Annotated in this window: 15 protein-coding genes and 1 pseudogene; 11 read left to right on the top strand and 5 right to left on the bottom strand. The window is 65.9% G+C overall.

Going from position 1 to position 23,268, the window contains the following annotated elements; translation table 11 throughout:
• The first annotated feature begins 116 nt into the window (after window positions 1-116).
• On the top strand, window positions 117-3,326 hold the full coding sequence (locus RJ05_RS27410; protein ID WP_036542626.1) for a beta-phosphoglucomutase family hydrolase: 3,210 nt from the start codon (window positions 117-119) through the stop codon (window positions 3,324-3,326).
• A gap of 903 nt (window positions 3,327-4,229) precedes the next feature.
• On the opposite strand, the gene RJ05_RS27400 is transcribed toward RJ05_RS27410, so the two are convergent.
• Both RJ05_RS27400 and RJ05_RS27395 read right to left on the bottom strand, forming a co-directional pair.
• A complete protein-coding gene (locus RJ05_RS27400) occupies window positions 4,230-5,840 on the bottom strand; it encodes an ABC transporter permease (protein WP_081597580.1) in 1,611 nt (536 codons plus the stop codon).
• Window positions 5,837-6,751 (bottom strand): ABC transporter ATP-binding protein, encoded by a 915-nt coding sequence (locus tag RJ05_RS27395; RefSeq protein WP_081597579.1) that lies wholly within the window; start codon window positions 6,749-6,751, stop codon window positions 5,837-5,839. Before RJ05_RS27395 ends, RJ05_RS27400 begins: the two co-directional genes overlap by 4 nt.
• Window positions 6,752-7,143: 392 nt before the next feature.
• Here RJ05_RS27395 and ppsA point away from each other — a divergent pair, with 392 nt between their 5' ends.
• The 4 genes and pseudogenes from ppsA (at window position 7,144) to istB (ending at window position 11,538) form a co-directional block, all read left to right on the top strand.
• Window positions 7,144-9,429 (top strand): phosphoenolpyruvate synthase, encoded by a 2,286-nt coding sequence (ppsA, locus tag RJ05_RS27390; protein ID WP_036542565.1) that lies wholly within the window; start codon window positions 7,144-7,146, stop codon window positions 9,427-9,429.
• Between the two features lie 5 nt (window positions 9,430-9,434).
• On the top strand, window positions 9,435-10,433 hold the full coding sequence (locus tag RJ05_RS27385; protein ID WP_051016970.1) for a 1-phosphofructokinase family hexose kinase: 999 nt from the start codon (window positions 9,435-9,437) through the stop codon (window positions 10,431-10,433).
• Between the two features lie 59 nt (window positions 10,434-10,492).
• Window positions 10,493-10,744: pseudogene (locus RJ05_RS27380) on the top strand (helix-turn-helix domain-containing protein); the annotation flags it as partial.
• Between the two features lie 38 nt (window positions 10,745-10,782).
• Complete coding sequence (gene istB / locus RJ05_RS27375; protein ID WP_051016969.1) at window positions 10,783-11,538, top strand: IS21-like element helper ATPase IstB; 756 nt, start codon at window positions 10,783-10,785, stop codon at window positions 11,536-11,538.
• A 134-nt stretch (window positions 11,539-11,672) separates the two neighbouring features.
• Here istB and RJ05_RS27370 read toward each other — a convergent pair whose 3' ends face one another.
• Complete coding sequence (locus RJ05_RS27370; RefSeq protein WP_036542559.1) at window positions 11,673-11,972, bottom strand: DUF1540 domain-containing protein; 300 nt, start codon at window positions 11,970-11,972, stop codon at window positions 11,673-11,675.
• 163 nt (window positions 11,973-12,135) lie between these two features.
• Entirely contained in the window at window positions 12,136-12,561 is a 426-nt protein-coding gene (locus RJ05_RS27365) for an Hsp20/alpha crystallin family protein (protein ID WP_036542558.1), read from the bottom strand.
• 567 nt (window positions 12,562-13,128) lie between these two features.
• Between RJ05_RS27365 and RJ05_RS27360 the strand changes: the two genes are divergently transcribed.
• Window positions 13,129-13,782 (top strand): DUF2267 domain-containing protein, encoded by a 654-nt coding sequence (locus tag RJ05_RS27360; RefSeq protein ID WP_036542612.1) that lies wholly within the window; start codon window positions 13,129-13,131, stop codon window positions 13,780-13,782.
• Window positions 13,783-13,963: 181 nt separating this feature from the next.
• On the top strand, window positions 13,964-14,959 hold the full coding sequence (locus RJ05_RS27355; protein WP_036542608.1) for a zinc-binding alcohol dehydrogenase family protein: 996 nt from the start codon (window positions 13,964-13,966) through the stop codon (window positions 14,957-14,959).
• A gap of 92 nt (window positions 14,960-15,051) precedes the next feature.
• Here RJ05_RS27355 and RJ05_RS27350 read toward each other — a convergent pair whose 3' ends face one another.
• Window positions 15,052-17,805 carry a cation-translocating P-type ATPase gene (locus tag RJ05_RS27350; RefSeq protein ID WP_081597576.1) on the bottom strand — a complete coding sequence of 918 codons (2,754 nt, stop codon included), beginning with the start codon at window positions 17,803-17,805 and terminating at the stop codon, window positions 15,052-15,054.
• 50 nt (window positions 17,806-17,855) lie between these two features.
• On the opposite strand from RJ05_RS27350, the gene RJ05_RS27345 reads away from it, so the two are divergent.
• The 4 genes from RJ05_RS27345 (at window position 17,856) to RJ05_RS27330 (ending at window position 23,078) form a co-directional block, all read left to right on the top strand.
• Complete coding sequence (locus RJ05_RS27345) at window positions 17,856-18,506, top strand: response regulator (protein ID WP_036542554.1); 651 nt, start codon at window positions 17,856-17,858, stop codon at window positions 18,504-18,506.
• Between the two features lie 161 nt (window positions 18,507-18,667).
• Window positions 18,668-20,344: a GAF domain-containing sensor histidine kinase gene (locus RJ05_RS27340; RefSeq protein ID WP_283016190.1), complete on the top strand. Its 1,677-nt coding sequence runs from the start codon at window positions 18,668-18,670 to the stop codon at window positions 20,342-20,344.
• 230 nt (window positions 20,345-20,574) lie between these two features.
• Entirely contained in the window at window positions 20,575-22,734 is a 2,160-nt protein-coding gene (locus RJ05_RS27335) for an MMPL family transporter (protein WP_081597574.1), read from the top strand.
• Between the two features lie 74 nt (window positions 22,735-22,808).
• Window positions 22,809-23,078, top strand: coding sequence for a metal-sensitive transcriptional regulator (locus tag RJ05_RS27330; RefSeq protein ID WP_036542548.1), 270 nt, complete (start codon window positions 22,809-22,811; stop codon window positions 23,076-23,078).
• Window positions 23,079-23,268 lie beyond the last annotated feature (190 nt).

The following is a 23,268-nucleotide window of genomic DNA, read 5'->3' as shown; positions in this document are numbered from 1 at the left end:
GGTGTTATTCACGGACCAAAGCCACTTCTCTTGCTCGTCGGTCGCGGGCACGATCGATGGTGTGCACAGCCCGGATCATCCCCCGATCCACCGAAGGTAGGCGGGTTCAGCTCATGATGCGCCTGGACGAGCAACCGACTGCCCGCGTTCGCACCGCCAACGGGTATGCCGCGGTTGTTTTCGACATGGACGGAGTCGTCACAGACACCGCCGCCGTTCATGCCGCAGCGTGGACCGAGCTCTTCAACGACGTACTACCCGCACTGAGCGGCGGCGACGGCCGACCGCAGTTCGACCCCATCAAGGACTACCGCGAGCTCGTCGACGGACGAAGCCGCGAAGATGGTGTCCGCGCGTTCCTGGCCTCCCGTGGTATCAGCCTTCCCGCCGGCAGCCCGGACGACGGGCCGGATCAGCTGACCGTCGCCGGGCTGGCAGCACGTAAACAGCAGCTGTTCGCCGACGAACTCGCCCGCTCGGGCGTTCGGGTCTTTCCCGATGCCGCGCGGCTGCTCGAAGGCCTGCGCGACGCGGGCGTACCTACGGCGCTGGTGACCGCCAGCCGCAACAGCGCCGCCGTCCTCGACGCCGCGGGGATCACCGGCTTGTTCACCGTGCGCGTCGACGGAACCGACGCCCTGTGTCTGTCCATGCCGGGAAAGCCGGATCCGGCGATGTTCCTCGAGGCCGCGCGACGTCTCGACTGCCTGCCTGCCGAGGTGGTCGTCCTCGAAGATGCCACGGCCGGTGTCCAGGCCGCGGCAAGCGGCGGATTCGGACTGGTCGTGGGGGTCGACCACACCGGCACCGGCGCGCAGCTGGACGCCGCCGGCGCCGACATCGTCGTCACCGATCTCACCGACCTGCCGCTGGTGCCGCAAGCCGGCTATCCGGACCGGCCACGAAATCGGTGGGGCGCCGGCGCGGCCGGAGCCGGCCCCGGGGGCTGGAACCTCATCTACGACGACTTCGATCCCGCCGAACAAGGAACGCGAGAAGCCCTGTGCACCACAGGTAATGGCTACTGGGCCTCACGCGGCGCGTTTCCCGGCACCAGAGCCGACAGCATCCACTACCCCGGTACCTACTTCGCCGGCGTGTACAACCGCCGCACATCTGAGATCGCCGGACGCCTTGTCGAAACCGAACATCTGGTCAACGCACCCGACTGGGCGTACCTCACCATCCGGCGCAGCGACGGAGCCGAACTGTTGCCCGGCACACCCGGCATGGTCGGCCACCACCAGAACCTGGACCTGCGGGCGGGGGTCTTGACCTGCATCGACCGATACCGAGACGACGTCGGCAGGTTGACCCGGGTGACCACGCGCCGTTTTCATTCGATGTCCGATCCGCATCTGGCCGTTGTCGAACTGACGATCGAGGCCGAGAACTGGTCCGGCACAATCACAGTCACTTCCGCGATCAACGGACGGGTATCCAATCGCAACGTTGCCGCCGACCGGGCACTGAGCGCTGATCATCTCCGGCCCGGTGGCTACCGAGCGATCGACGCTCACACGCTGGTGTATGAGGCGACTACCACGCAATCTGCCGTCACTATCGCGACCGCGACCCGCACTCGAGTGGTAGGCGTCGATCAGATCGAGGCCGTTGTTCACGAGGATGACCTGTGCCCGGGTCACTCATTCACCATCGGCGTGCGCGCCGGCGTCCCCGTTGTCGTCGAGAAGACAGCGGCGGCGGTGACCTCCCGGGATCGGGCATTGTCGGACGCCGGTTCGGAGGCGGCATTCCGAGTTCGGCAGGCACCGAGCCCGGCAAAGTTACTGACAGCTCATGTAGCGGCATGGGCACAACTATGGGATCGGTTCGGTATCCAGCTGGTCGACGGCAGGCACCATCGGCTGGCACTCAACCTGCATGTCTTCCACGTCCTGCAGAGCACGATCCGGGCCTGCCCCGATATCGACGCAGGCCTTCCTGCTCGCGGATTGCACGGTGAGGCCTACCGAGGCCACATCTTCTGGGATGAGCTGTTCGTCTATCCGATGCTGACTCTGCGCCGCCCAGAGGTCACCCGCTCATTCCTCCAATACCGGTATCGCCGACTGGACCGGGCCCGGGCCAACGCTCGCGCGGTAGGGCTGGCAGGCGCCCTATTTCCCTGGCAGAGCGGCAGCGACGGTCGTGAGGAAACCCCCAGCATGCTCCTCAACGTGCGCAACGGGCAGTGGATCCCGGACAACTCACGGCGCCAGTTCCATGTCGGTCTCGCCATCGCCTACAGCGTCTGGCAGTACTACCAGACGACTGCCGATCGCGGATTCCTCGTCGACTGTGGTGCCGAGATCATCATCGAGGTGGCGCGGTTGTTCGCCGATCTTGCTGTCCACAACTCCGAAGACGACCGTTTCGACATCTGCGCCATCATGGGACCCGACGAGTATCACGACGGATACCCCGACCGCCCCGGTGAAGGCATCCGCAACAACGCCTACACCAATGTGCTCGCATCGTGGGCACTACGCCGAGCCCGCGAGATCCTCACTCTCCTCGAGGGCCACGATTGCGGCCCCCTGTGGGATCGGCTCCGGCTGCGCCCCGACGAGCCGTCACAGTGGGACCGGATCAGCCGCCGGCTTCGCGTGCCGTTCCACCACGACGGCATCATCAGCCAGTTCGACGGCTACGAAGGCCTCGACGAATTTGATTGGGAAGCATACAGATCGAGATACGGACACATCGAACGCCTCGATCTCATTCTGCAGGCCGAGGGCGACACGACCAACCGCTACAAGGTCTCCAAACAGGCCGACGTCCTGATGCTGTTCTACCTGTTCTCCGCCGAAGAGCTACGGGAGATGTTCGAGCACCTCGGGTACGCTCTCCCGCCCGACCTCATCCCCCGCACCGTCAACTACTACATCAGCCGAACCAGCCACGGATCCACGCTGAGCCGGCTGGCACACGCATGGGTCCTCGCACGCACCGACCGCGCCATGTCCTGGTGGTTGTTCACCCAGGCGCTCGAGGCCGATCTCGCCGATACCCAGCGCGGGACCACCCGCGAAGGCGTTCATATCGGTGCCATGGCGGGGACCGCCGACATGATCCTGCGCTGCTACAGCGGTATCGAGACGCGTCACGACATGTTGCGATTGCACCCGGTGCTGCCGACTGAGCTCACCGAAGCAGAGTTCACAGTGTCCTACCGTGGGCAGCCGATCACCATCACCGTCACGCACACGCGAGTCACCCTCCGACACCATCCGAGTGCTGCGGCACCTATTCGCGCCCATGTCGAAGGCATCGAACGCGACATGGGGCCAGGCCAGGTATGGGAAGTGGCGCTGGAAACGTAACCCGGTCACCTTCGACCCTGGTGGCGACGACTTCCGGCACTGTGGACCATCGCCGCGGCGCGCGATCGTGGACTGATGACTCATCACATCGAAGCTCCGCCCTCCGAGATCGCGCGATGGTCCCTGGCGGCAGTATCCGGGTTCATCGCCTTCTGGGCCATCGCGGGATTCGTCGGCCTCGTCGGGGGCGGTGCTGATCTCAGCCGAGACGTCACCGAGCGGGTGCCTCTCCAAAGCCCTGCACTCGCTGGGACACTGCTGTTGATCGTCGTCGGCATCCCGATGACGTCGACCTGCGCGATGGCGGTGGCCAGACCCGGCGCAGTTCCCGCCATGGCGATGCTCAGCGGGATAACGCTCCTCGCTTGGGTGTGTGTCCAGCCGATCATCATCGGCCAGGTCCACTGGCTCCAACCGGCATTCGGGTTGCTGGGGTCGGCAGTCGCGCTTCTTGGAGCCGCAATGCGCGGACGCCGCTTCCGGTTTGTCGCGCAGTCGGCTCGGCCGGGAACCTCACCCGGTCGGTAACACCACGCCTCGTTGTGAACCGAGCGTTCGCAGAAGATCGTCCACTGTCCTTACTCACGAAAGGAGCCTGTCATGAGCTGGTCGGTAGCGGCTGTCCTCATTGCCGTGATCTTCGCGGCGATGGTGATCGTCTCGACGTATCTGTCCACCAAGAAGCCCTGATCGTGCGGTATCGGTGAGCACCTGGAAACGGGTGCTCACCGATGCGTTGGTCACGCTCGCCGCGCGTACTGCAACACCCTGCACGCAGCCACCACCCGCAAAGCCGTCGACGTAGAGCAGCGGCGGCCTCGCTCCCGGCGTACCAACAGATCCGCGAGGAACAAACACGTGGACGCCTGGTGTGTCGATGCGTGCCGACGGCATCGTTGTTCGTCAGACGGTGACGTCACGGCGCCGAAAGCCGGCGAAACCCGCTGCGAGCAGGAGAACCGCAACCGAAAGCAACGCCGCTGACGAACCCATGGCGGCTTCTTCGAGCGGAGCCTGCGGTGTGTGCCGGAACGGTGAGCCGTCGCCGAACCAGCCGGGCAAGTCGAAGGCGACGATGAAGAGCAGCACCACGACGCAATAGGCAAACACTGCCCATGCCAGCACCGCCGCCCCTCTCGGAATCCATCCGAAGCCGGCCACCGCGACCGCGATGATCACCCACACCGCGGGTAGATACCCCAGTGCTGTCACGGCGAGCCTGCCCGGCTGCGCCGGATCGCCGGTGGTTATTCCGTAAGACACTCCCGCACCGAATCCGCCGGCGAGCGTCACCAGAGCTGTCCCGGGCAGCACGACGGCAAGATGGCTCGCCAACCATCGACCTCGCCCTACCGGGGCAGACAATACGGTGTCGGCTCGGCCGGCGACCTCCTCGGTCCGAGCTCGCAGAACGGCAGCGACTCCGTAGGCGGCAGCCAGCAAGGAGGTGATCGATATCGTCAACGCGAGGTAGGAGTCGACGGCGTCCTCGACGCCGCCCGGCAAGTACGCGGCGATGGCAGGATTATCTGCCAGGTACTGCTCGATGCTGTCGGCGAACGATCCGTACGCAACGCCCAGCGCGACGACTCCGCCACACCAGGCTGCGAGCACAGCCCGCTGCAACCTCCATGCCAAGCCGAGCGGCGAACCGAGCAACACCGACGCGCCTGCGCGGCCGGTGCCGTAGCCGAGCAGTCCCGCGCCGAAATCCCTGCGTTCCAGCAGGAACGACACGATGCCCACCAGTGCAGCGGATGCTACGACGAACAACAGCAGCGGCCACCATCGGTCGTCGACGTACGGGTAGGTGCGCTGCCCCCATCCGATGGGCGATGCCCAGGCCACCGCGCTGTCGCCGGCATCACCGACGGCGCGCAGTACGTACGCTCCGGCAATGGCCGTTGTGATCGACCCATAAACACTGCGGGGGTTCTCGAAAATCTGTGCCGCGACGCACGTTGCCGCGGCGAAGGTGAAACCGATGCCGCCGACAGCGACCCCGGCCAGAATGGACCCGTGGACGGGCAGCCCACTGGCCGCCGCGGCGGCGAAGACAACCAGCCCGGCCGCGACGTCGGCTGTGGCAGCCGCCGCGAGGGCCGCCACCATCGGCGCTCGTCGTCCGACCCGAGCCGATCGAACCAGCTCCGCCCGCCCGGTCTCTTCGTCGGAACGGGTATGGCGGCCGATCAAGAACATGTTCATCAAGGCCGCGACGATTGCCAGATAGGCAAAGATCTCGAACAGCACCTCGCCGCCGACGCTGTGCAGCAGCCGCGCCGGACCACCGGTGGCGAGCGCGGCCGCACTCGCCCCGATGGTGGTCCGCAGTTGGGCCAGCTCTTCCGGAGTGCCATAGAAGCGTTGGCTGCCCACCGACTGCATGGTCATCAAGACACCCAGCCCGGCCAGCCATAGCGGCAGGGCGAAACGCTCTCGCCGCAGCGCGAAAGCCAACAGTGCGCCAGTGCCCGCGAAGCTGCTGGGTCGGGTCCCGGCTGCCACGATCACGACGTCACCTCTGCGGGCAGGTCGGCCTCCGCGTAGTGGCGCAGGAAGATGTCTTCGAGTGTCGGGGTGGTGCTGGTGAGACTACGCACGCCGATGTCCGACAGCACCCGCAACACTGTGTCGAGATGCGCCGCCTCGGCCTCGAACCGCGCATGGCGACCATCCATCACCAGGTCCTTGACGCCTGCGGTCGTTTTCAACTCCACGGCGGGGCGATCGGTTTTGACCGTCACCGTCGTGCGGGTGAGATGGCGGAGCTCGTCGAGGGCTCCGCTTTCCACGGTGTGCCCGCTGCGGATAATGGTGACTCGATCGCACAGTGCCTCGACCTCGGCCAGGATGTGACTCGACAACAGCACGGTGCGTCCCCGCGCGACGAGCTCGCGGACACAGCTCTGGAATTCGGCCTCCATCAGAGGATCGAGACCGACGGTCGGTTCATCGAGCAGCAGTAGCTCGGCATCGGAGGCCAGCGCCGCGACCAGTGCCACCTTCTGCCGGTTACCTTTCGAGTAGGCGCGGGCCTTCTTCGTCGGGTCCAGATCGAAGCGTTCGAGCAGTTCGGCCCTCCGGTGCCGATCGAGGTGGCCGCGCAACTTAGCCATCAGATCGATGATCTCACCACCGGTGATTCCGGGCCACAGGGTCACTTCGCCGGGGACATACGCCAGCCGAGCGTGCAGGGCGACCGCGTCCTTCCACGGGTCACCACCGAGCAGACGAATGCATCCGGCGTCGGCGCGCAGCAAACCGAGCAGGACCCGGATGGTGGTCGTCTTTCCTGATCCGTTCGGCCCGAGGAATCCATGAACCTCCCCCACCCGCACACTCAGATCCAGATCGTCGAGCGCTTTGGTCCGCCCGAAGGACTTGGACAACCGGGATACCGAAATCGCTGCATCGGTCATCATTGCCCCATGGTCCCCAGCGCGGCGGCCGCGCGGCGAGAGCCGAAGGTCCCAGCAGCTGCTGCTTAGGACCCTGATCGCCCGTCGTGGTCGAACTGGCGCTACTCGGCGCAATTCCGGTGGCTGCTGCCGCTACCCGAGCTGCCAGGCGTTCAGCACTCGGCTGGGCAGACTGGCTCGCGGGCGGACGTCCACCCCGTTGCCGACCGCCGCCGATACTACCGAGACGGCGGTATCAGCAGGTTCGAGGCGACGACGCAACGGCGGACGACGCTGAGGCCGAAAGTCCCGTGGCTTCAGGCACCACGACCCTGACCCTGTTCTACCCCTCGAGGCAGGCTTGGACAGGACACGCACTGCTGACCCAGCAAGATCAACAAGGATCGGAGCCGAAGATGGGCGACTACGTAGCCACCTTCGCCGAGCTACGTCTCACCGACGCCGACCAGGCCGGTGGTAAGGGCGCCAACCTGGGCGAGCTGGTCGCGGCGCGACTACCCGTACCGCCGGGATTCGTCATCCTGCGCAGCTGTTACGAGCACATCGTGCTGGTCGGCGACGCCGGCACGGAACTGGAGCGGCTGCATGCTCAGGCCCTCGATACCTCCGGTAAGACCGTGCAGCAACTGTGCACCCAGATGCGCGAGCTCGTACAGCACGCCGCGTTCGACGATACCGCCCGCCAAGCCATCCTCGCCGCGTATCACGACCTCGGCGACCGGGTCTCCGTAGCTGTACGGTCGTCCGCGGTCGGTGAGGACAGCGCGACGTCGTCATTCGCCGGAATGAACCTCTCGCGCACCAATATCCGCGGCGACGACGAACTCATCGCCGCCGTCACCGACTGCTGGGCATCGCTGTTCACCCCGCGCGTTGTCACCTACCGTGCGCGGCGCGGCATGCGCCAGACGCCCGCGATGGCCGTGGTTGTGCAGCGCATGGTCGCGGCCGGACAAGCCGGTGTGGCCTTCACCGCTGATCCATCCACCGGACGCCGAGACCGGATCGTCATAGACGCCGCACGGGGGCAGGGTGAGGTAGTCGTTTCCGGAGCTGTCGAGCCCGACACCTATATCCTCGACGCACACGGCCCGGTCCTCCTCGAAACCCGCGCCGGCAAACAGGATTACGCCATTGTCGCCGGACCCGAGGGCGACAGGCACGTAGCCATCGACGCCGCCCAAGCAGCTGTACCGGTCCTTACCGAGCAGCAGGCGGTGGCCATCGCGCGGCTCGCAACCGCCGTGCAAGACCACTACCGCGGCACGCCGCAAGACATCGAATGGGCCATCGACGGTGAGGCGCTCTGGCTCGTGCAGGCTCGACCGATCACGATGCTTCCCGATGACCCGAGCCTGGCCACACCCGCCCCGCTCAGCGACTCTGCCGTCATCGTCCGCGGACTCGCCGCGGCGCCCGGTGCTGCCGAAGGCACCGTGCGAATCCTCAGCTCACCCGAGCAAGGTGATGCGCTGAAGGCGGGCGAAGTCCTCGTCACACCGATGACCAGCCCGGATTGGCTGCCCACCATCGCACGCAGCGCCGCGGTCGTCACCGACAGCGGTGGCATGACCTGCCACGCTGCCATCGTGGCCCGCGAACTCGGCGTGCCTTGTGTCGTTGGCACCCGCACCGCCACCAAGACCCTCGTCGACGGCACTCTGGTCACCGTCGACGGATCCGCGGGCGAAGTTCGCGCCGGACACGCCGCGCCCCCCGTGACCGCGACGGCTGTTGCGGCCCCGGCACAGGCGGTCCCCGCAGGCAGCCCGACCGCGACCAAGATCTATGTGAACCTCGCGCTTCCCGACGCCGCCGAGCGAGTCGCCGGCACAGACGTGGACGGCGTCGGCCTGCTGCGAGCGGAAACATTGCTGACTCAGGCACTCGGTGGGCGACACCCACGCGAACTCATCGCCCGCGGTGAACAAGCCACGTTCATCGAGCAGATGTCGCATTCCCTGCACCGCATCACCGCGGCGTTCCATCCACGACCGGTCATCTACCGAGCCACCGATCTACGTAGCAACGAATTCCGCGCCCTCGACGGTGGCGCACGGTACGAGCCGGTCGAGCAGAACCCGATGATCGGCTATCGCGGCTGCTATCGCTACATCCGTGACCCCGAGGTGTTCGCCCTCGAGCTGGCCGCGATCGCCCGGGTCCGCGAAGCCACACCCAACCTGCATCTGATGATTCCGTTCGTCCGTACTCGATGGGAGCTGGAAGCCTGCCTGGAACTGGTCGACGCGAGCCCGCTCGGCAAGCATCGCGGTCTGCACCGGTGGGTGATGGCGGAAGTGCCGTCCGTGGTGCACTGGCTGCCCGAATACGTTGGGCTCGGCATCGACGGGGTATCCATCGGAAGCAACGACCTCACGCAATTGATGCTGGGCGTCGATCGCGATTCCGAGCAGTGCGCGGAGCTGTTCGACGAATCCGACCCCGCTGTGCTGGAAGCGATCTCGAGCATCGTCGGTACGGCACGGCGGCTGGGCATCACCTCGTCGCTGTGCGGTCAGGCACCGTCCAACCATCCCGAGTTCGCCGAGCATCTCGTGCGTCTCGGCATCACCTCGATATCGGTGACGCCCGATGCCGCGCCCGCTGCCCGTCGCACAGTCGCGGCCGCCGAACAACGCCTCGTCCTCGACCACGCGCTGCGCCAGACAGTCGGTTGAGATCCATGGTGCGCAACGACATCGTCACCGTCACCCTCAACCCGACCGTGGATCTGTCGATGGAGGTGGACGCGCTCACCGCCGAGGGTAAGAACCGCGCCCGCATGAACTCTGTCCGCGCAGGAGGTGGCGGGATCAATGTCGCTCGATGTATCGCCCGCCTCGGCGGCTGCGCGACCGCGATCCACACCACCGGTCGAGAGGCCGGTCGCCGCCTCGATCGTCTCCTCGATGCCGAAGGTCTTCGGCACGTGGGGATAAGAATCGACTCCGACACACGAGAAGCGTTCGTCATCGCCGATGTCTCGTCGGGCAGCAGTTATCACGTTGTACCGCCGGGACCTCGGCTGACTACGAGCGAGGAGTCACTTCTCATCAACTCGATACGGACAGCGTGCGCAGAAGCCGGCTTCCTTGTCGTATCCGGCAGTGCCACATCGGAGTTGCGCGACGACTTCAGCGCACAACTCGTCCGGGAACGCCCTTCGAGCACCAAGGTGATTCTCGATATCGGCGGCGACCAACTGCGGACGGCTCTCACCGAGCACAGCTTCCTCATCCGCCTCGATCGCCATGAGGGTGCCGCGCTCCTGGGCCGGCAGATCACGAGCCACGCGGACGCGCGCGCGGTGAACGACCTGCTACTCGCTGGCCGATCCTGCGACCATGCCGTTACCACAGTGGGCGCGCTCGGCGCCGTCTACTCCGATCACCGTGCACACTACGAGATCTCGGCGCCGCCCCTGCCGCATCCCTTCCGAAGTGATGCCTGCGCGGGCGACAGCTTGGTGGCCGCCATCACGTATTACCTTGCCGCGGGCAGGGAACCACTACGCGCATGCGAATTCGGGGTGGCTGCGGCAGCCGCCACCGTACAGTTACCGGGAACGGACGTTTTCGATCGTGCCGGCATGGCAGCCCTGGTCCGGCGGGTCCGCAGTCGGCGCATCAGCCGAAACGCCTCGTTCGCGGCCGCCCCCGGTGAGCCTGTCGGCAACTCTTGAAGACTGACCCCGCAGCGATTTCTCAACATTGACCCCTGCTGGGGGTTGACGCTTTCGGGGTGATTGCCATCGAGGACTGGGCTGAGATCCGCCGGTTGCATCGGGCGGAGGGGGTGCCGATCAAGGAGATAGCGCGTCGGTTGGGGGTAGCGCGGAATACGGTGCGGGCGGCGTTGGCGTCGGACCGGCCGCCGAAGTATGAGCGCAAGCCGCGGGGGCGGGTGGTGGACGCTTATGAGGGCCAGATTCGCGCGTTGCTGGCGGAGTATCCGCGTATGCCTGGGTCGGTGATCGCTGAGCGGATCGGCTGGCCATATACGCAGCGCTGCCACCCGACGGGTTGCCATCGATGATGGCCTACCTGACGCGCGTGTTGAAGCTGTCGACGATCGGACGCAGCTGGGAGGAGCTGGCTCAGCAAGCTCGCGACGAGAACTGGTCGCACGAAGAGTATTTGGCCGCGCTATTGCAACGCCAAGTTGCCGATCGCGAGTCCAAGGGCACCATCATGCGCATCCGCACCGCGCACTTCCCGCAGGTCAAGACCTTGGAGGACTTCAACCTCGACCACCTGCCCTCACTGCGCCGAGACGTTCTGGCGCACCTGGCCACCGGCACCTTCGTCCCGAAAGCCGAGAACGTGATCTTGCTCGGCCCGCCCGGCATCGGCAAAACGCACCTGGCCATCGGACTGGGCGTCAAGGCAGCTCACGCGGGCTACTCGGTGTTGTTCGACACCGCCAGCAACTGGATCAGCCGACTCACCAGCGCCCACCATGCCGGCCGGTTGGACGCGGAACTGAAGAAGATCCGCCGCTACAAACTGATCATTGTCGACGAGGTCGGCTACATCCCCTTCGACCAGGACGCGGCGAATCTGTTCTTCCAGCTCGTCGCCTCCCGCTATGAGCAGGGCTCGATCATGGTGACCTCCAACCTGCCGTTCGGGCGATGGGGAGAAACCTTCTCCGACGACGTCGTCGCTGCGGCCATGATCGACCGCCTCGTCCACCACGCCGAAGTCCTCACCCTCACCGGCGACTCATACCGCACCCGCCAACGCCGCGCCCTGCTCGCCAAAGAGAACCGCGCCGCAACCGACTGAACCACCAAAACTGACCCCCACCAACTCACCAAAATTGACCCCAAGGGTCAGCATTCACGATTCGACCCGGGGTCAGTCTTCGCGAGTTGTTGACAGAGCCGGTATCGGCTGAGTAGCCATCGGCCGACAGACAGTCATCGGGAACTGTACGTCAGGCAGCGCGCGGCATGCTCACCGGAACCAGGACCGACGCGGATCTCGGATGCGGTGCACTCGAGGTCGCGATTGTGTACGCAATCCGCGCGCTGACACGCCCCGACCATGCTGGTAACCGTGTCCAGTCCACCTTTCATCGTCAACGGGATGAAGGTCTCGCAGTCGGCGCTGCCGTTGTGGCCGGCGACATTGATCGCGTAGGCATGGCACCCGTCGTGGTTATAGGAACAGTTGCTGACCGTGCATTCGGTGACGTGTGGCATTTCCATCGTCGTCATGTTCAACCCTCCGCTATCTCGGTGGGAACACTTCGGCCGACCTCACTCTATGACTGCGCACACCGAAAGAAAAGGCAGCTCAGGCTTACCTCACGGCCCGGCGGGCGTTGCCATGCACGACGCCCGCCGGACCGCAAGATCCCTATCCGCTGCGCTCGACGGGCTAGTCAGTCACTTTCACTTCCACAACCTTGGGTGTCTCCTTCGGTTCACCCATCGGCACCGACACAGACAAAATGCCTTTGGCATAGGTCGCTTCGATCCCCTTCTCGTCGGCACCCTCGGGCAGCGTGACCGATCGATAGAAGGACCCGTAGTTGAACTCCGAACGGCCCTTTTCCTCCTTCTTCTCGGTCCGCTCGGCCTTGATCGTCAGTTGGCGGCCCTGAACCGAGACCTCGACGTCCTTGGCAGGGTCGATGCCCGGAATCTCGGCCCGCACGATGTAGCGGCCGTCCTCGACGGTGTCCTCGAGCCGCAGCAGGTGAGCGCCGAACATCGGGGCCAACCCGGTGGGCGCGACGGCGTTCCATAGATCGTTGAGTTCAGGCAGCAACGATTGACGATGATGTGCGGGAAGTAGATTCATGGTGTCTCCTCAACTGAGGGGCAAGTGCTGACACCGCCGATTCCACTCCGGTGGCCCGATCACCGATAGGGCACCGTGTCGCACCATCTCCGGACCTCGGCCCGGGAATCAAGGACCAAAGTCCTAGGCAATCTGCCACGTCTCCGTCACGCGAATCCCGCTCGTCAGCGGTGAGTCGGGCAAGGCGTCGGGCATAGTCGTTACAACCTCTCGAAAATCACAACTGATCGGGCTGGAGCAACTCGGCAACCGTGTTGCGGAGACGAGCGCCCAATACCCCGTCGCCGGCCCTGTGATCTGCGGTAGTCGGTCATGTCGGCATCGGCCCGAGATGCCGCAGATTTCCTGATGGGCGATTACGCGAACAGCCCACTCGACGCGCGATCAGCCGGTGTCGCTTCTCTCATACCGTCATCGTCGAATGCGCGGGCGCGCTGCACTGCCACCAGCCCGAAGGACCATCGACCCGCGTCTCACCCACATATGGCCCTTGGGGATGCCCCGAAGACAGCTCAGGCTTGGTGGAACACCTCGCTCGACACCGATGGACACCACGAGGAGGACCCCATGCCCTACCCTGCCGATCCCTTCGCACCGGCCGTCCAGAAAGCTCACGAGTGGGTTCACGCTGTTGCCGAGGGCCTCGGCACCGAGGACTTCGCCTTTGCCTACCGTGCTTTGCGCGCATGGACGCACACTGTCCGTGACCGCATCACTGTCGTCGGGTCCGCGCATCTGACGGCGCAACTGCCCGAGATCCTGCGGGGTACCTACTTCGAGGGCTGGGTTCCGAGCCACGTTCCGGTGCGGCACGGCACGGCCGAGTTCGTTGCACAGTTCGCCCGGGAGGCCGGAATCGGCCGGGATGAGGTGGGCACGGCCGCAGGCTCGATCACCGCGGTCTTGTCCGAGCTGTTCTCGCCCGGCCAGATGGATCGGGTATTCGCAGTTCTCCCAACGCACCTGAACAGCGTGCTGTCCGGGGCCGCTACGGACAATGTGCTCCTTTCCGTGGTCGAGGACAACGAAATGAAGTCCGATGACACCCTGAGCGTCCTCGATGCGCGGGTACGGGCCCTCGCCGAAGCCGTATCCGCCCTCGTCGCCGGTCTAGAGCAACTGCCGTCAGAGCCGGACGACGGTTCGCGAATGGCGTCGGCCGCGCAGCGGGCCCACAGGATCCTGCTCGGCGAAGGCCTCACCCCCGTCGCGGAGCGCTGACGTGCTCCGCGCATCGATCCCACTCGGAACTGCCTCCGGTGTCCGGCGCGGTGTTCATTGGTCCGCGCTGGTCGTCCCGGGGCTGTTCACCTGGTTTCTCGGCGGTTCGACCTACCCGTCAGGCCTGTAGGGCATCGATATCAAGCGGTCGCAGGAGGCAGACATGGTTGCGCCGAAGACTATGCGGACGTGGCGGGTCGACGAACCGGCTCCGATCGACTCCCGCCCGTTGCGCAGACACGAATCGCCCATCCCGGTTTCCCAGGCGGGAGACCTCTTGGTGCGAGTGCTGGCGTGCGGGGTCTGCCGCACGGACCTGCACGTCGTCGAGGGCGATCTCGACGTACACCGTCGCAGCGTCGTGCCTGGGCATGAAGTGGTCGGAGAAGTGGTGACGACCTCCGGTGCTACCCGTTTCGCCGTCGGTGACCGAGTCGGTATCCCCTGGTTGCGACACACCTGCGGCACGTGCCGGTACTGTCTGCGCGGCGCGGAGAACCTGTGCCCTTACTCGCGTTACACCGGGTGGGACGACGACGGAGGGTACGCCGAATACGCTACCGTTCCCTCGGATTTCGCCCTCGCACTACCCGCCGGTTACCCGGACGCGGAGCTGGCACCGCTCTTGTGCGCGGGCATCATCGGCTACCACGCCCTGCTGCGTGCGGAGTTGCCGGCAGGCGGTGTTCTTGGCATCTACGGTTTCGGCGGAAGCGCCCACTTGACCGCACAGGTCGCGATCGCACGTGGCGCACGCGTGCACGTGATGACACGGGGCGAGGCCGCTCGTGAGCTCGCAACGGCGCTCGGAGCCGCGTCGGTGCAGGGCCAGGCCGACGCACCGCCGGAACCCCTCGACTCGGCGGTCCTGTTCGCGCCCGCCGGCGAGCTGGTGCCGCCCGCACTCGAAGCATTGGATAGCGGAGGCACCCTGGCCCTGGCCGGAATCCACATGTCCGACGTCCCGCCGTTGAACTACCGACGCCACCTTTTCCGCGAGCGCCAGTTGCGTAGCGTCACGTCGAACACCCGAGCCCAGGCCGGGGAGTTCCTCGCCTTCGCCGGCCGACACCGCCTGCACGTGTCGACCCATCAGTATCCGCTCGACCATGCCGACCGAGCGCTCTCCGATCTCGCCCATGGCCGCTTCGATGGCGCCGCGGTGCTGATCGCCTGAGATCAGTAAGCTTCGCCCCGGCCCGGCACCTGGACCGGCCCTTCGCCAGTGCGATTCCCGCGCGCCGACCTCCCCGGGGAGGCAGCCCGACGTTACGCCGGTCTTCGGCCGGGCGGCGGCGACAACGCTACAGCCGCTCGGCTCGGGTGGATGATGCGATCGAGCCGTACTGCGGCATAGCCGAGGGTCGACACGGCGCTGACGACCAGCAATTCGAAAGCGCCGAGCGGCTCGGTGCCGAGCAGTTCACGCAGCGGGGGCAAATACAGCCCGGCCAGTTGCAGGGCGAGGGCCGCGGTGACCGCGACCAGCAGCATGGGGTTTGCCATGGAGCCTGGGCGGGCCCGGGAACCCAGGGCCGCACCCAATTGCGCTGCGCCCAGCGCGAAGAACGCCATGCTCTGCCACGGGCGGTCGGTGTGATAACCCCAGAGTGCCACGCCGAGGGTGACCGCGGTCAGCACAAACGCGATCCTGGGCACCCGTTGCCACAGACCCGCGCCGAGGATGCTCTGGGTGGGCGGACGTGGTGGGCGGTCCATGGCTTCCGGGTCGGCGGGCTCGCCCCCGAGGGCAACACCCGGAATACCGTGAGTGAGCAAGTTGATCCACAGGATCTGGGCCGGTAGGAGCGGAAGAGCCAATCCGACGAACGGGCCCGCGAGCATGACGGCGATCTCGGCAGCACCGCCCGAGAGTCCGTAGACAAGGAAGCGGCGGATGTTCGCATACACCCGCCTGCCTTCTTCGACCGCGACCACCACTGTGTTCAGATCGTCGTCGGCGAGGACGAGGTCGGCGGCCTGCCTGGCAACTTCGGTGCCGCGCCCACCCATGGCCACGCCGATATCGGCACGCCGCAAGGCAGGGCCGTCGTTGACCCCATCGCCGTTCATCGCGACAACCTCGCCGTTGCCGCGCAGCGCTTCGATGATGTCGAGTTTCTGGCCGGGCGTCGCCCGGGCGAATACTGTGCCGGTCGTCAGATCGTTGTGCGAGATCTGCCGGCAATCGATGACGCGCTCGGATGGTCCGATGATGCCGAGGTCCACCGCGATCGCGTGGGCGGTGCCGGGGTGGTCGCCGGTGATCACGATCGGGCGGATTCCGGCCCGGCGGCAGGCGCGGATCGTCGCGGCCGCGGCGCTGCGAGGCGGATCGACTATCGCCACCAGCCCCAGTAACCGCAGTCCGCTTTCGAAGTCGCCATCGGTCACCGGGGCTTCGCTGCGCTCTGCCGCGGCCACGGCAAGCACTCGATACCCGTCCGACGCCAGACGATTCGCCCAGGCGGCGGCGCGGTCCAGGACCTGAAGATCGTCGAGTAGGACCGAACGGCTCAGCACGACTTCCGGAGCGCCCTTACATATCACCTTGTGGTGGCCCTCGGGCGTCTGGTGCACCGTCGACATCCGCTTGCGGTCGCTGTCGAACGGCCGCTCGGTTATGCGCGGGAATTGCTCATGCAGGCTGGTCTGGGCGAGGCCCAGCCGGGCCGACGCAGCCAGGAGCGCCGCTTCGGTCGGATCGCCGAGGGCGGTCCATCCGCGGCCCTCGTCGTCTGGAGCCCGTAGACGGGCGTCGTTGCACAGCGCAGCCGCCGAAAGCAGTTCCGTCACATCGTTGGGGCCGGTAGGGCCGAGAACTTCTCCACGTGCGGTGATCGCGCCGTCCGGCGCATATCCGGATCCGCTGATGTCGGCTTCGCTGCTCGGAGTCCAGAGCTTCCGAGCGACCATGCGGCCCTCCGTCAGCGTCCCCGTCTTGTCGGTAGCCAGGACCGTGACCGACCCCAGTGTTTCCACAGCGGGCAATCTGCGGATAAGAGCACGGCGCGCCGCCATATGGCGGGCGCCCATGGCCAATGCCAGCGTCACCACCGCCGGTAATGATTCCGGGACGGCAGCAACGGCGAGGCTGATCGCTGTCACGACCATCAGCTCCACCGGCTCGCCCCGCACGAGGCCCAGCACAAGGACGATCGCACACAAGGCGACCGTCACCACCGCAAGCAGCCGGCCGACGTCAAGCAGCCGCTTCTGCAACGGCGTCGGTCCCGAGTCCCTGCCCATCAGGTGGGCGATGCGTCCGGTCGCGCTCTGAGCCCCGACCGACGTCACCACCGCCCTGCCTCGACCGCGCACCACAATCGTCCCCGCCGACACCTGACCGCCCGCTCTCTTGTCTACCGGGATCGATTCCCCGGTCAACGCAGATTCGTCGACGGTCATGGCCGCCGCTTCGACCACATTGGCGTCCGCCGGCACGATGTCGCCCTCCGCCAGCACCAGCAGATCGCCGAGCACAACGTCGGCAGCCGGGATTTCGCGTTGGTCACCATCTCTGATGACACGGGCACACGGGGCAGTCAGCTCCGAGAGGGCGGTGATGGCACGATCCGCGCGGATTTCCTGGCCGACGCCCACCACGGTGTTCGCCACGATGACCAGCATTATGACCGACATATCGGTCCAGTCGCCGATGATCGCGGTCAGCACCGTCGCAGCCAGCAACACCACGATCAACGGGTCACGCAACTGACGCACAACACGCTGCCACAGCCGGGCCGGCGGCGGCCGAGGGACGGTGTTGGGGCCGTAGCGTGCAAGCCGCGCCGCGGCTTCAGATGAGGTCAGACCGTCGTCAAACGACAGCGCCGGGGGTTGCGCGGCAAACTCTCCGCCGCCTGGCAACGCGCGCGACTGTGTTTCCGGTACATCCACGCGTGCACCTCCGAATCCGCCCAGCCGTTGTGGTCGAGTCCAGCAGCTCGCGCACTTCGGTGGCCAGGGACCAAAGTCCTCATCCGTGGAGACCACCGGCCGCCGGCAGGAGAACGGCCGCATCACACTGCGCGTGTTCGTATGCTGGTGTCACCGGTGAAAGGAGTCGACCGATGGTTCGAGTGTTCCTTGTCGATGACCATGAGATCGTGCGGCGCGGGGTGGGGGATCTGATCAGCGCAGAGCCTGACCTCGAGGTGGTGGGCGAGGCAGGAACGGTCGACCACGCGCTCGCCCGGATCCCTGCGACAAGGCCAGAGGTCGTCGTACTCGACGTCAGACTGCCCGACGGCAACGGCATCGAGCTGTGCCGCGAGCTGCTCACGCGCGACGACAGCCTGCGCTGTCTGATCCTGACCTCGTTCACCGACGAGCAGGCCATGCTCGATGCGATTCTCGCCGGAGCAAGTGGGTATGTCGTCAAAGACATCGGTACCACCGATCTCGTCGATGCCGTCCGCGCTGTCGGCGCGGGTAAGTCGCTGCTCGACAACCGTGCGGCCGCAGCTTTGATGGCGAAGATCCGGGCCGAAGCCGAAGAGCAGAAGGGCCCGCTCGCTGGACTGACCGAGCAGGAACGGAAGCTTTTGGCATTGCTTGGAGAAGGTTTGACGAACCGGCAGATCGCCGCACGGATGTTCCTGGCCGAGAAGACGGTGAAGAACTACGTATCCCGGCTACTGACCAAACTCGGTGTGGAACGGCGTACGCAGGCTGCGGTGTTGGCGTCCAAACTCGATCCGACGCGTAAGGATATGTCCTGAGTGGCCACAGCAGTGCCCACTCCGAGTACGACCCGGCTCGGGCGGATTCCGAGTGCCAGAATGCGGGTGTGCAGATACCTTCATCTGACGGCGGCCGCGGCAGCAGATCGCCGGTAGTCGAGACGCTGGCTCACTCGCGCCTTCGGGAACTGCTCAATCAGGTGCAAGACCGCATCTCGGAGATCATCGGCGTCCGCGACCAGATGGATCGCCTGATCGAGGCCATGCTGGTCATTACCACCGGTCTAGATCTGGACAACACGTTGCGGTCGATCGTTCATACCGCGATCGAGCTCGTCGACGCAGGCTACGGCGCTCTGGGCGTCCGCGAGCCCGACAAGAGTTCTACGAAGCTCGCCGAATTCGTCTATGAAGGCATCGATGACCGGACGCGAGTCCTCATCGGCGATCTACCCCAGGGCCATGGAGTGCTCGGCCTGCTCTTCGAACAGCCCAGGCCGATCCGGCTCGCGAATTTGTCCGAACATCCGTCGTCGGTGGGGTTTCCCCCGCACCATCCGCCGATGCGGACCTTCCTCGGCGTTCCGGTCCAGGTCCGCGACGAGATCTTCGGCAACCTGTATCTGACCGAGAAGGCCAACGGCCAAGAGTTCACCGAGGACGACGAGGTCGTGGTCCAGGCTCTCGCCGCCGCGGCGGGCACCGCCATCGCCAACGCACGGCTCTACGAGGAGTCGCAGGTGCGGCAGCAGTGGCTGGAGGCTACCCAAGATGTCGCTTCGGAGGTGCTCGCCGGTGGAACGCCGCCGGATGTTCACCAGCTGATCACCGAGCGCGCCCTGGCGCTGACCAAGTCGGCCTCTGCCTACCTGGCTTTGCCAGCGGACCCCGACCTGCCCAGCGATGAGGTCACCGAGCTGATGATCGCGGCGGCCGCCGGTGCTGACGCCGATGCCCTTGTCGGCCGGAAGATCCCTGTTCGCTGGTCGCCGACCGGGCCGGCGTTTCAGCCCTTGGCGGGGCCGGCACCAGCAGTCGATGACCCATCGGCGATCGAATCGCTGATCGCCGAGGGCTCGACGGAAACGTCACAGCTGCGGGCAGGCCAGGCCGTCCTCGGAGTGTTGAGCACCGTGCGTCCGGCCGAGACGGTGGTCCTCGGTTCGACCGAGCGAAAGATGATGTCCGCCTTCGCCGATCAAGCGGCGCTGGCGCTGCAGCTGGCAGAGAGCCAGCGCAGGATGCGCGAGCTCGATGTGGTGTCCGAGCGCGATCGGATCGCACGCGACCTTCACGACCATGTCATCCAGCGTCTATTCGCCGTCGGTCTGTCCTTGCAGGGGACGGTTCAGCGTGCGCGCGCGCCCGAAGTGAAGACCCGGCTCGTCGACACCATCAACGACGTGCAGGCGATCGTGCAAGATATCCGGCACTCGATCTTCGACCTACACTCGAGCTCGACCGCCGAGACGCCGGTCCTGCGTAAACGGCTGCATGCCGTCGTTGCCGAGATGACCGCCGAAGCAGACCTCCGGACGACGATCAGGCTGTCCGGCCCGGTGTCGGTGTTGAGTCCTGCGATGTTCGATCATGTCGAGGCCGTTCTACGCGAAGCGGTGAGCAATGTGGTGCGGCATGCGCATGCCAGCGCGGTCTCGATCAGACTCACGATAGGTGACGACGTCATGCTCGAAGTCACTGACAACGGCGTCGGTATCCCGGAAAACCCCGAGCGGCGCAGCGGTCTGGCGAATATGGCCGCGCGAACCCAGCAGTCCGGCGGATCCTTCAGCGTGGAGCCCAATCCGACCGGCGGCACGATCCTTCGCTGGTCTGTGCCGATGCCCCAGGTCCCGTCCACTCGTACTCTGCGGTAGCGAACATCCCCAGCTGACTCCGGCGGGCTCGCCGAGCCGACGGCGCGACCTGGTCCGGCGTGATTCTCAGGGATGTGGGCCGCCCGACCGGCGGCATCTTCGACGACGTCGGTGCTGACTCATGATCGCGAGCACCCCTCTCCCGGCAAACGTTCACACTCCCAAATACCCCTTGGGGTATAGTCGGCGAGGGCGAATGCATACCCCCAGGGGTATCGAAGGAGGGTTGGATGGTCGAGAAGACAAATACTGGGACGGCCGCCGTTGCGCAGCGCCCGCACACAGGTCCAGGATTCCTCGGCTGGTGGGGCGCGTTCATGGCCGCGCATACCAAGGCAGTGGTCGGGGTGTGGCTTCTGGCGCTGATCACACTGGGAGCCGCCGCGCCGAGTGTATTCACCTCGCTGGCAGGAGCGGGATGGCAAGCCAACGGCTCGGAATCGGTGCAGGTACGCGAGCTCGCCCAGCAGCACTTCGGCGGGAACTCCTCGGCCGCAGTGCAGGTGGTGGTCCACTCCGACACCTTGACTGTCACCGATCCGGCGATGGCGCGAGTGATCGATGAGGTCGGCGCGGTATTCGCCGGCGATGAACGGATCGGGCAGGTGATCACACCGCAGCCGGGGTTCACGGTCAGCCCCGACCAGCACACCGGCATCGTGATCGCGGGCGCGAACGCCTCCACCGATGACATGGTCAAGGCCGTCGACGAGCACAAGGATGCGTTGACCGCGCTGTCCAGAGACGGAATCGAGGTATATCCGACCGGCGCCTCCGCGCTGTGGAGTGATTTCAATGCCGCCAATCACGACGCGATGATCAAGGCCGAGATGTTCTCCTGGCCGGTCACGTTGGCGATCATGGTGTTGGCGTTCGGCTCGCTGGTCGCGGCCGGCCTGCCGTTGCTGCTGACCCTGGCCGGACTGGTGGCCTCCGCCGGCGGACTGGTGCTGCTGAACCAGATCACCCCGATTTCGGTATGGGCGATGAACTTCGCGATGATGTTCGCTCTCGCGCTCGGGATCGACTACGCGTTGTTTCTGGTCGCTCGTTTTCGCGACGCGCTGGCCCGCGCCGGCGATTCCCGCGTAGCGGTCGCCGAGACCGTGGACACCGCGGGCAAGGCGGTGCTGCTGTCCGGGCTGACTGTGCTGGTGAGTCTCTCGGCGGTGCTGATCGTTCCCGCGCCGGCGGTTCGCACCATGGCAGTGGGCATCATGCTGGCAGTGCTGTTTGTGCTGGCCGCGACGCTGACCCTGCTGCCGGCCGTCCTGGGCGCACTGGGTGGCAGGGTCGATGCGGCGGCGTTACCGTTCGCGCGCCGTCAGCAGCACCGGTCCCCCGTGTTCGCCCGCTGGGGCCAGATCCTGCACAACCACCCGTGGCCCTTCGCGACCGCGGCCCTGGCCGTTCTGATCGGCTTGGCCGTACCGGTATTCGGACTGAAGACCGCGATGCCCTCGATTCAGGTCGTGCCCGCCGAAGCGCCTGTGCGCCAAGGCTATGAGCTCATCCAGCATCAGATGGGGCAGGGCGCGCCGGGCATGCTGTCGATCATCACACCTGTCGCTCAGGCACCTGCCGCTGCGGATGCCGCGCGCGCCACCGATGGCGTTCTCATACTCACCCCGCCCCAGCCCGCAGCCGACGGCAGCGACCTGGTGATGATGCAGGCGATGCCGTCAGTCGATCCGTCGTCACCGCAGTTGGCGGGGATACTGAGCCAGCTGCGCACAGATCTTCCCGGCGACGCTCTCGTGGGAGGGGCAGCAGCGGAAAACCTCGACCTGCAACAAACTCTCGACGACTATCTGCCTATCGTGGTCTCGATCATCCTCGTGCTTGGGTTCGCGCTGCTACTGGTCGCGCTGCAAGCCCCGTTGATCGCCGCCATCGGCACAATGGTGAGCCTGCTCTCGACCGCCGCGGCCTTCGGGGTGGCCAAGTTGATCTTCCAGGATGGTCACGGCGCGGGACTGCTCGGTTTCTCCCCGCAAGGCTTCCTCGACGGGTGGGGCCCGGTGTTCTTCTTCGCGATGATCTTCGCCATCGCCATGGATTACACGGTGTTCCTCTTGGCCACCGCGAAGGAACACTACGAGCGCACCGGTGAGCCACACGCCGCGCATCTGGACGGGCTGGCCCATTCCGGGCGGGTCATCTTCGCCGCCGCGGCGGTGATGGTGGCAGTGTTCTTCACCTTCGCCCTGGCCGACCCGCTGCCGCCGAAGGAGATGGGCATCATCCTCGGGGTCGCGGTACTGCTCGACGCGCTACTGGTGCGGCTGGTCTTGCTACCGGTCATCTTGCGGCTGACCGGCAGAGCAGCGTGGTGGAGCCCGGCGTGGCTGACCCGGGCGCTGCCGAACATCAGCTTCGCCCACCACTGACATCGGCGCGAACCATCTTCCAGGATACCCCATGGGGTATCCTGGAAGGTGGTTCGAGAGAATGGAGAAACACCATGGTCGGCGACGAGACCAGCATCGCACCTGTACTCAATCGGCTACGCCGGGCCCACGGCCAGCTCGCGGGCGTCATCGCCATGATCGAGCAGGGTCGCGACTGCAAAGACGTGGTCACTCAGCTCGCGGCGGTATCACGCGCCCTCGACCGGGCCGGATTCAAGATCGTCGCCACCGGGCTACGCGAATGCCTGGACGGGAAAGCAGCCGAGGGCAGTGAGCCGATGACCGTCGAAGAGCTGGAAAAACTCTTCCTCGCACTGGCTTGACCCCGGCCGGACCGATCACCGAGAAGGAGCTCGACGCAATGGCACTCCCCCTGCGCACACAACCATGGACCATCGAGCGAGTCGTGCCGTTACTGGCCGGAATCCTGATCTTGATCAGCACCGCACTCGCGGCAGCGCTGTCGCCGTGGTGGCTGTTGGTCACCGTCTTGGTCGGGGCGAATCTGGTTCT

The sequence above is a fragment of the Nocardia cyriacigeorgica NBRC 100375 genome, assembly GCF_000308555.1.
In the GTDB taxonomy this organism is placed as follows: domain Bacteria; phylum Actinomycetota; class Actinomycetes; order Mycobacteriales; family Mycobacteriaceae; genus Nocardia; species Nocardia cyriacigeorgica.
Note: the sequence above shows the minus strand (reverse complement) of the source record. Positions and strands in the feature narration are given on the sequence as shown.

Excerpts from the sequence above, each read along its gene's own strand:
- RJ05_RS27410 (WP_036542626.1), top strand. The coding sequence starts at position 117 with ATGCGCCTGGACGAGCAACCGACTGCCCGCGTTCGCACCGCCAACGGG.
- RJ05_RS27395 (WP_081597579.1), bottom strand. The coding sequence starts at position 6,751 with ATGATGACCGATGCAGCGATTTCGGTATCCCGGTTGTCCAAGTCCTTC.
- ppsA (WP_036542565.1), top strand. The coding sequence starts at position 7,144 with ATGGGCGACTACGTAGCCACCTTCGCCGAGCTACGTCTCACCGACGCC.
- RJ05_RS27385 (WP_051016970.1), top strand. The coding sequence starts at position 9,435 with ATGGTGCGCAACGACATCGTCACCGTCACCCTCAACCCGACCGTGGAT.
- istB (WP_051016969.1), top strand. The coding sequence starts at position 10,783 with ATGATGGCCTACCTGACGCGCGTGTTGAAGCTGTCGACGATCGGACGC.
- RJ05_RS27370 (WP_036542559.1), bottom strand. The coding sequence starts at position 11,972 with ATGACGACGATGGAAATGCCACACGTCACCGAATGCACGGTCAGCAAC.
- RJ05_RS27365 (WP_036542558.1), bottom strand. The coding sequence starts at position 12,561 with ATGAATCTACTTCCCGCACATCATCGTCAATCGTTGCTGCCTGAACTC.
- RJ05_RS27360 (WP_036542612.1), top strand. The coding sequence starts at position 13,129 with ATGCCCTACCCTGCCGATCCCTTCGCACCGGCCGTCCAGAAAGCTCAC.
- RJ05_RS27355 (WP_036542608.1), top strand. The coding sequence starts at position 13,964 with ATGCGGACGTGGCGGGTCGACGAACCGGCTCCGATCGACTCCCGCCCG.
- RJ05_RS27350 (WP_081597576.1), bottom strand. The coding sequence starts at position 17,805 with ATGCGGCCGTTCTCCTGCCGGCGGCCGGTGGTCTCCACGGATGAGGAC.
- RJ05_RS27345 (WP_036542554.1), top strand. The coding sequence starts at position 17,856 with ATGGTTCGAGTGTTCCTTGTCGATGACCATGAGATCGTGCGGCGCGGG.
- RJ05_RS27335 (WP_081597574.1), top strand. The coding sequence starts at position 20,575 with ATGGTCGAGAAGACAAATACTGGGACGGCCGCCGTTGCGCAGCGCCCG.
- RJ05_RS27330 (WP_036542548.1), top strand. The coding sequence starts at position 22,809 with ATGGTCGGCGACGAGACCAGCATCGCACCTGTACTCAATCGGCTACGC.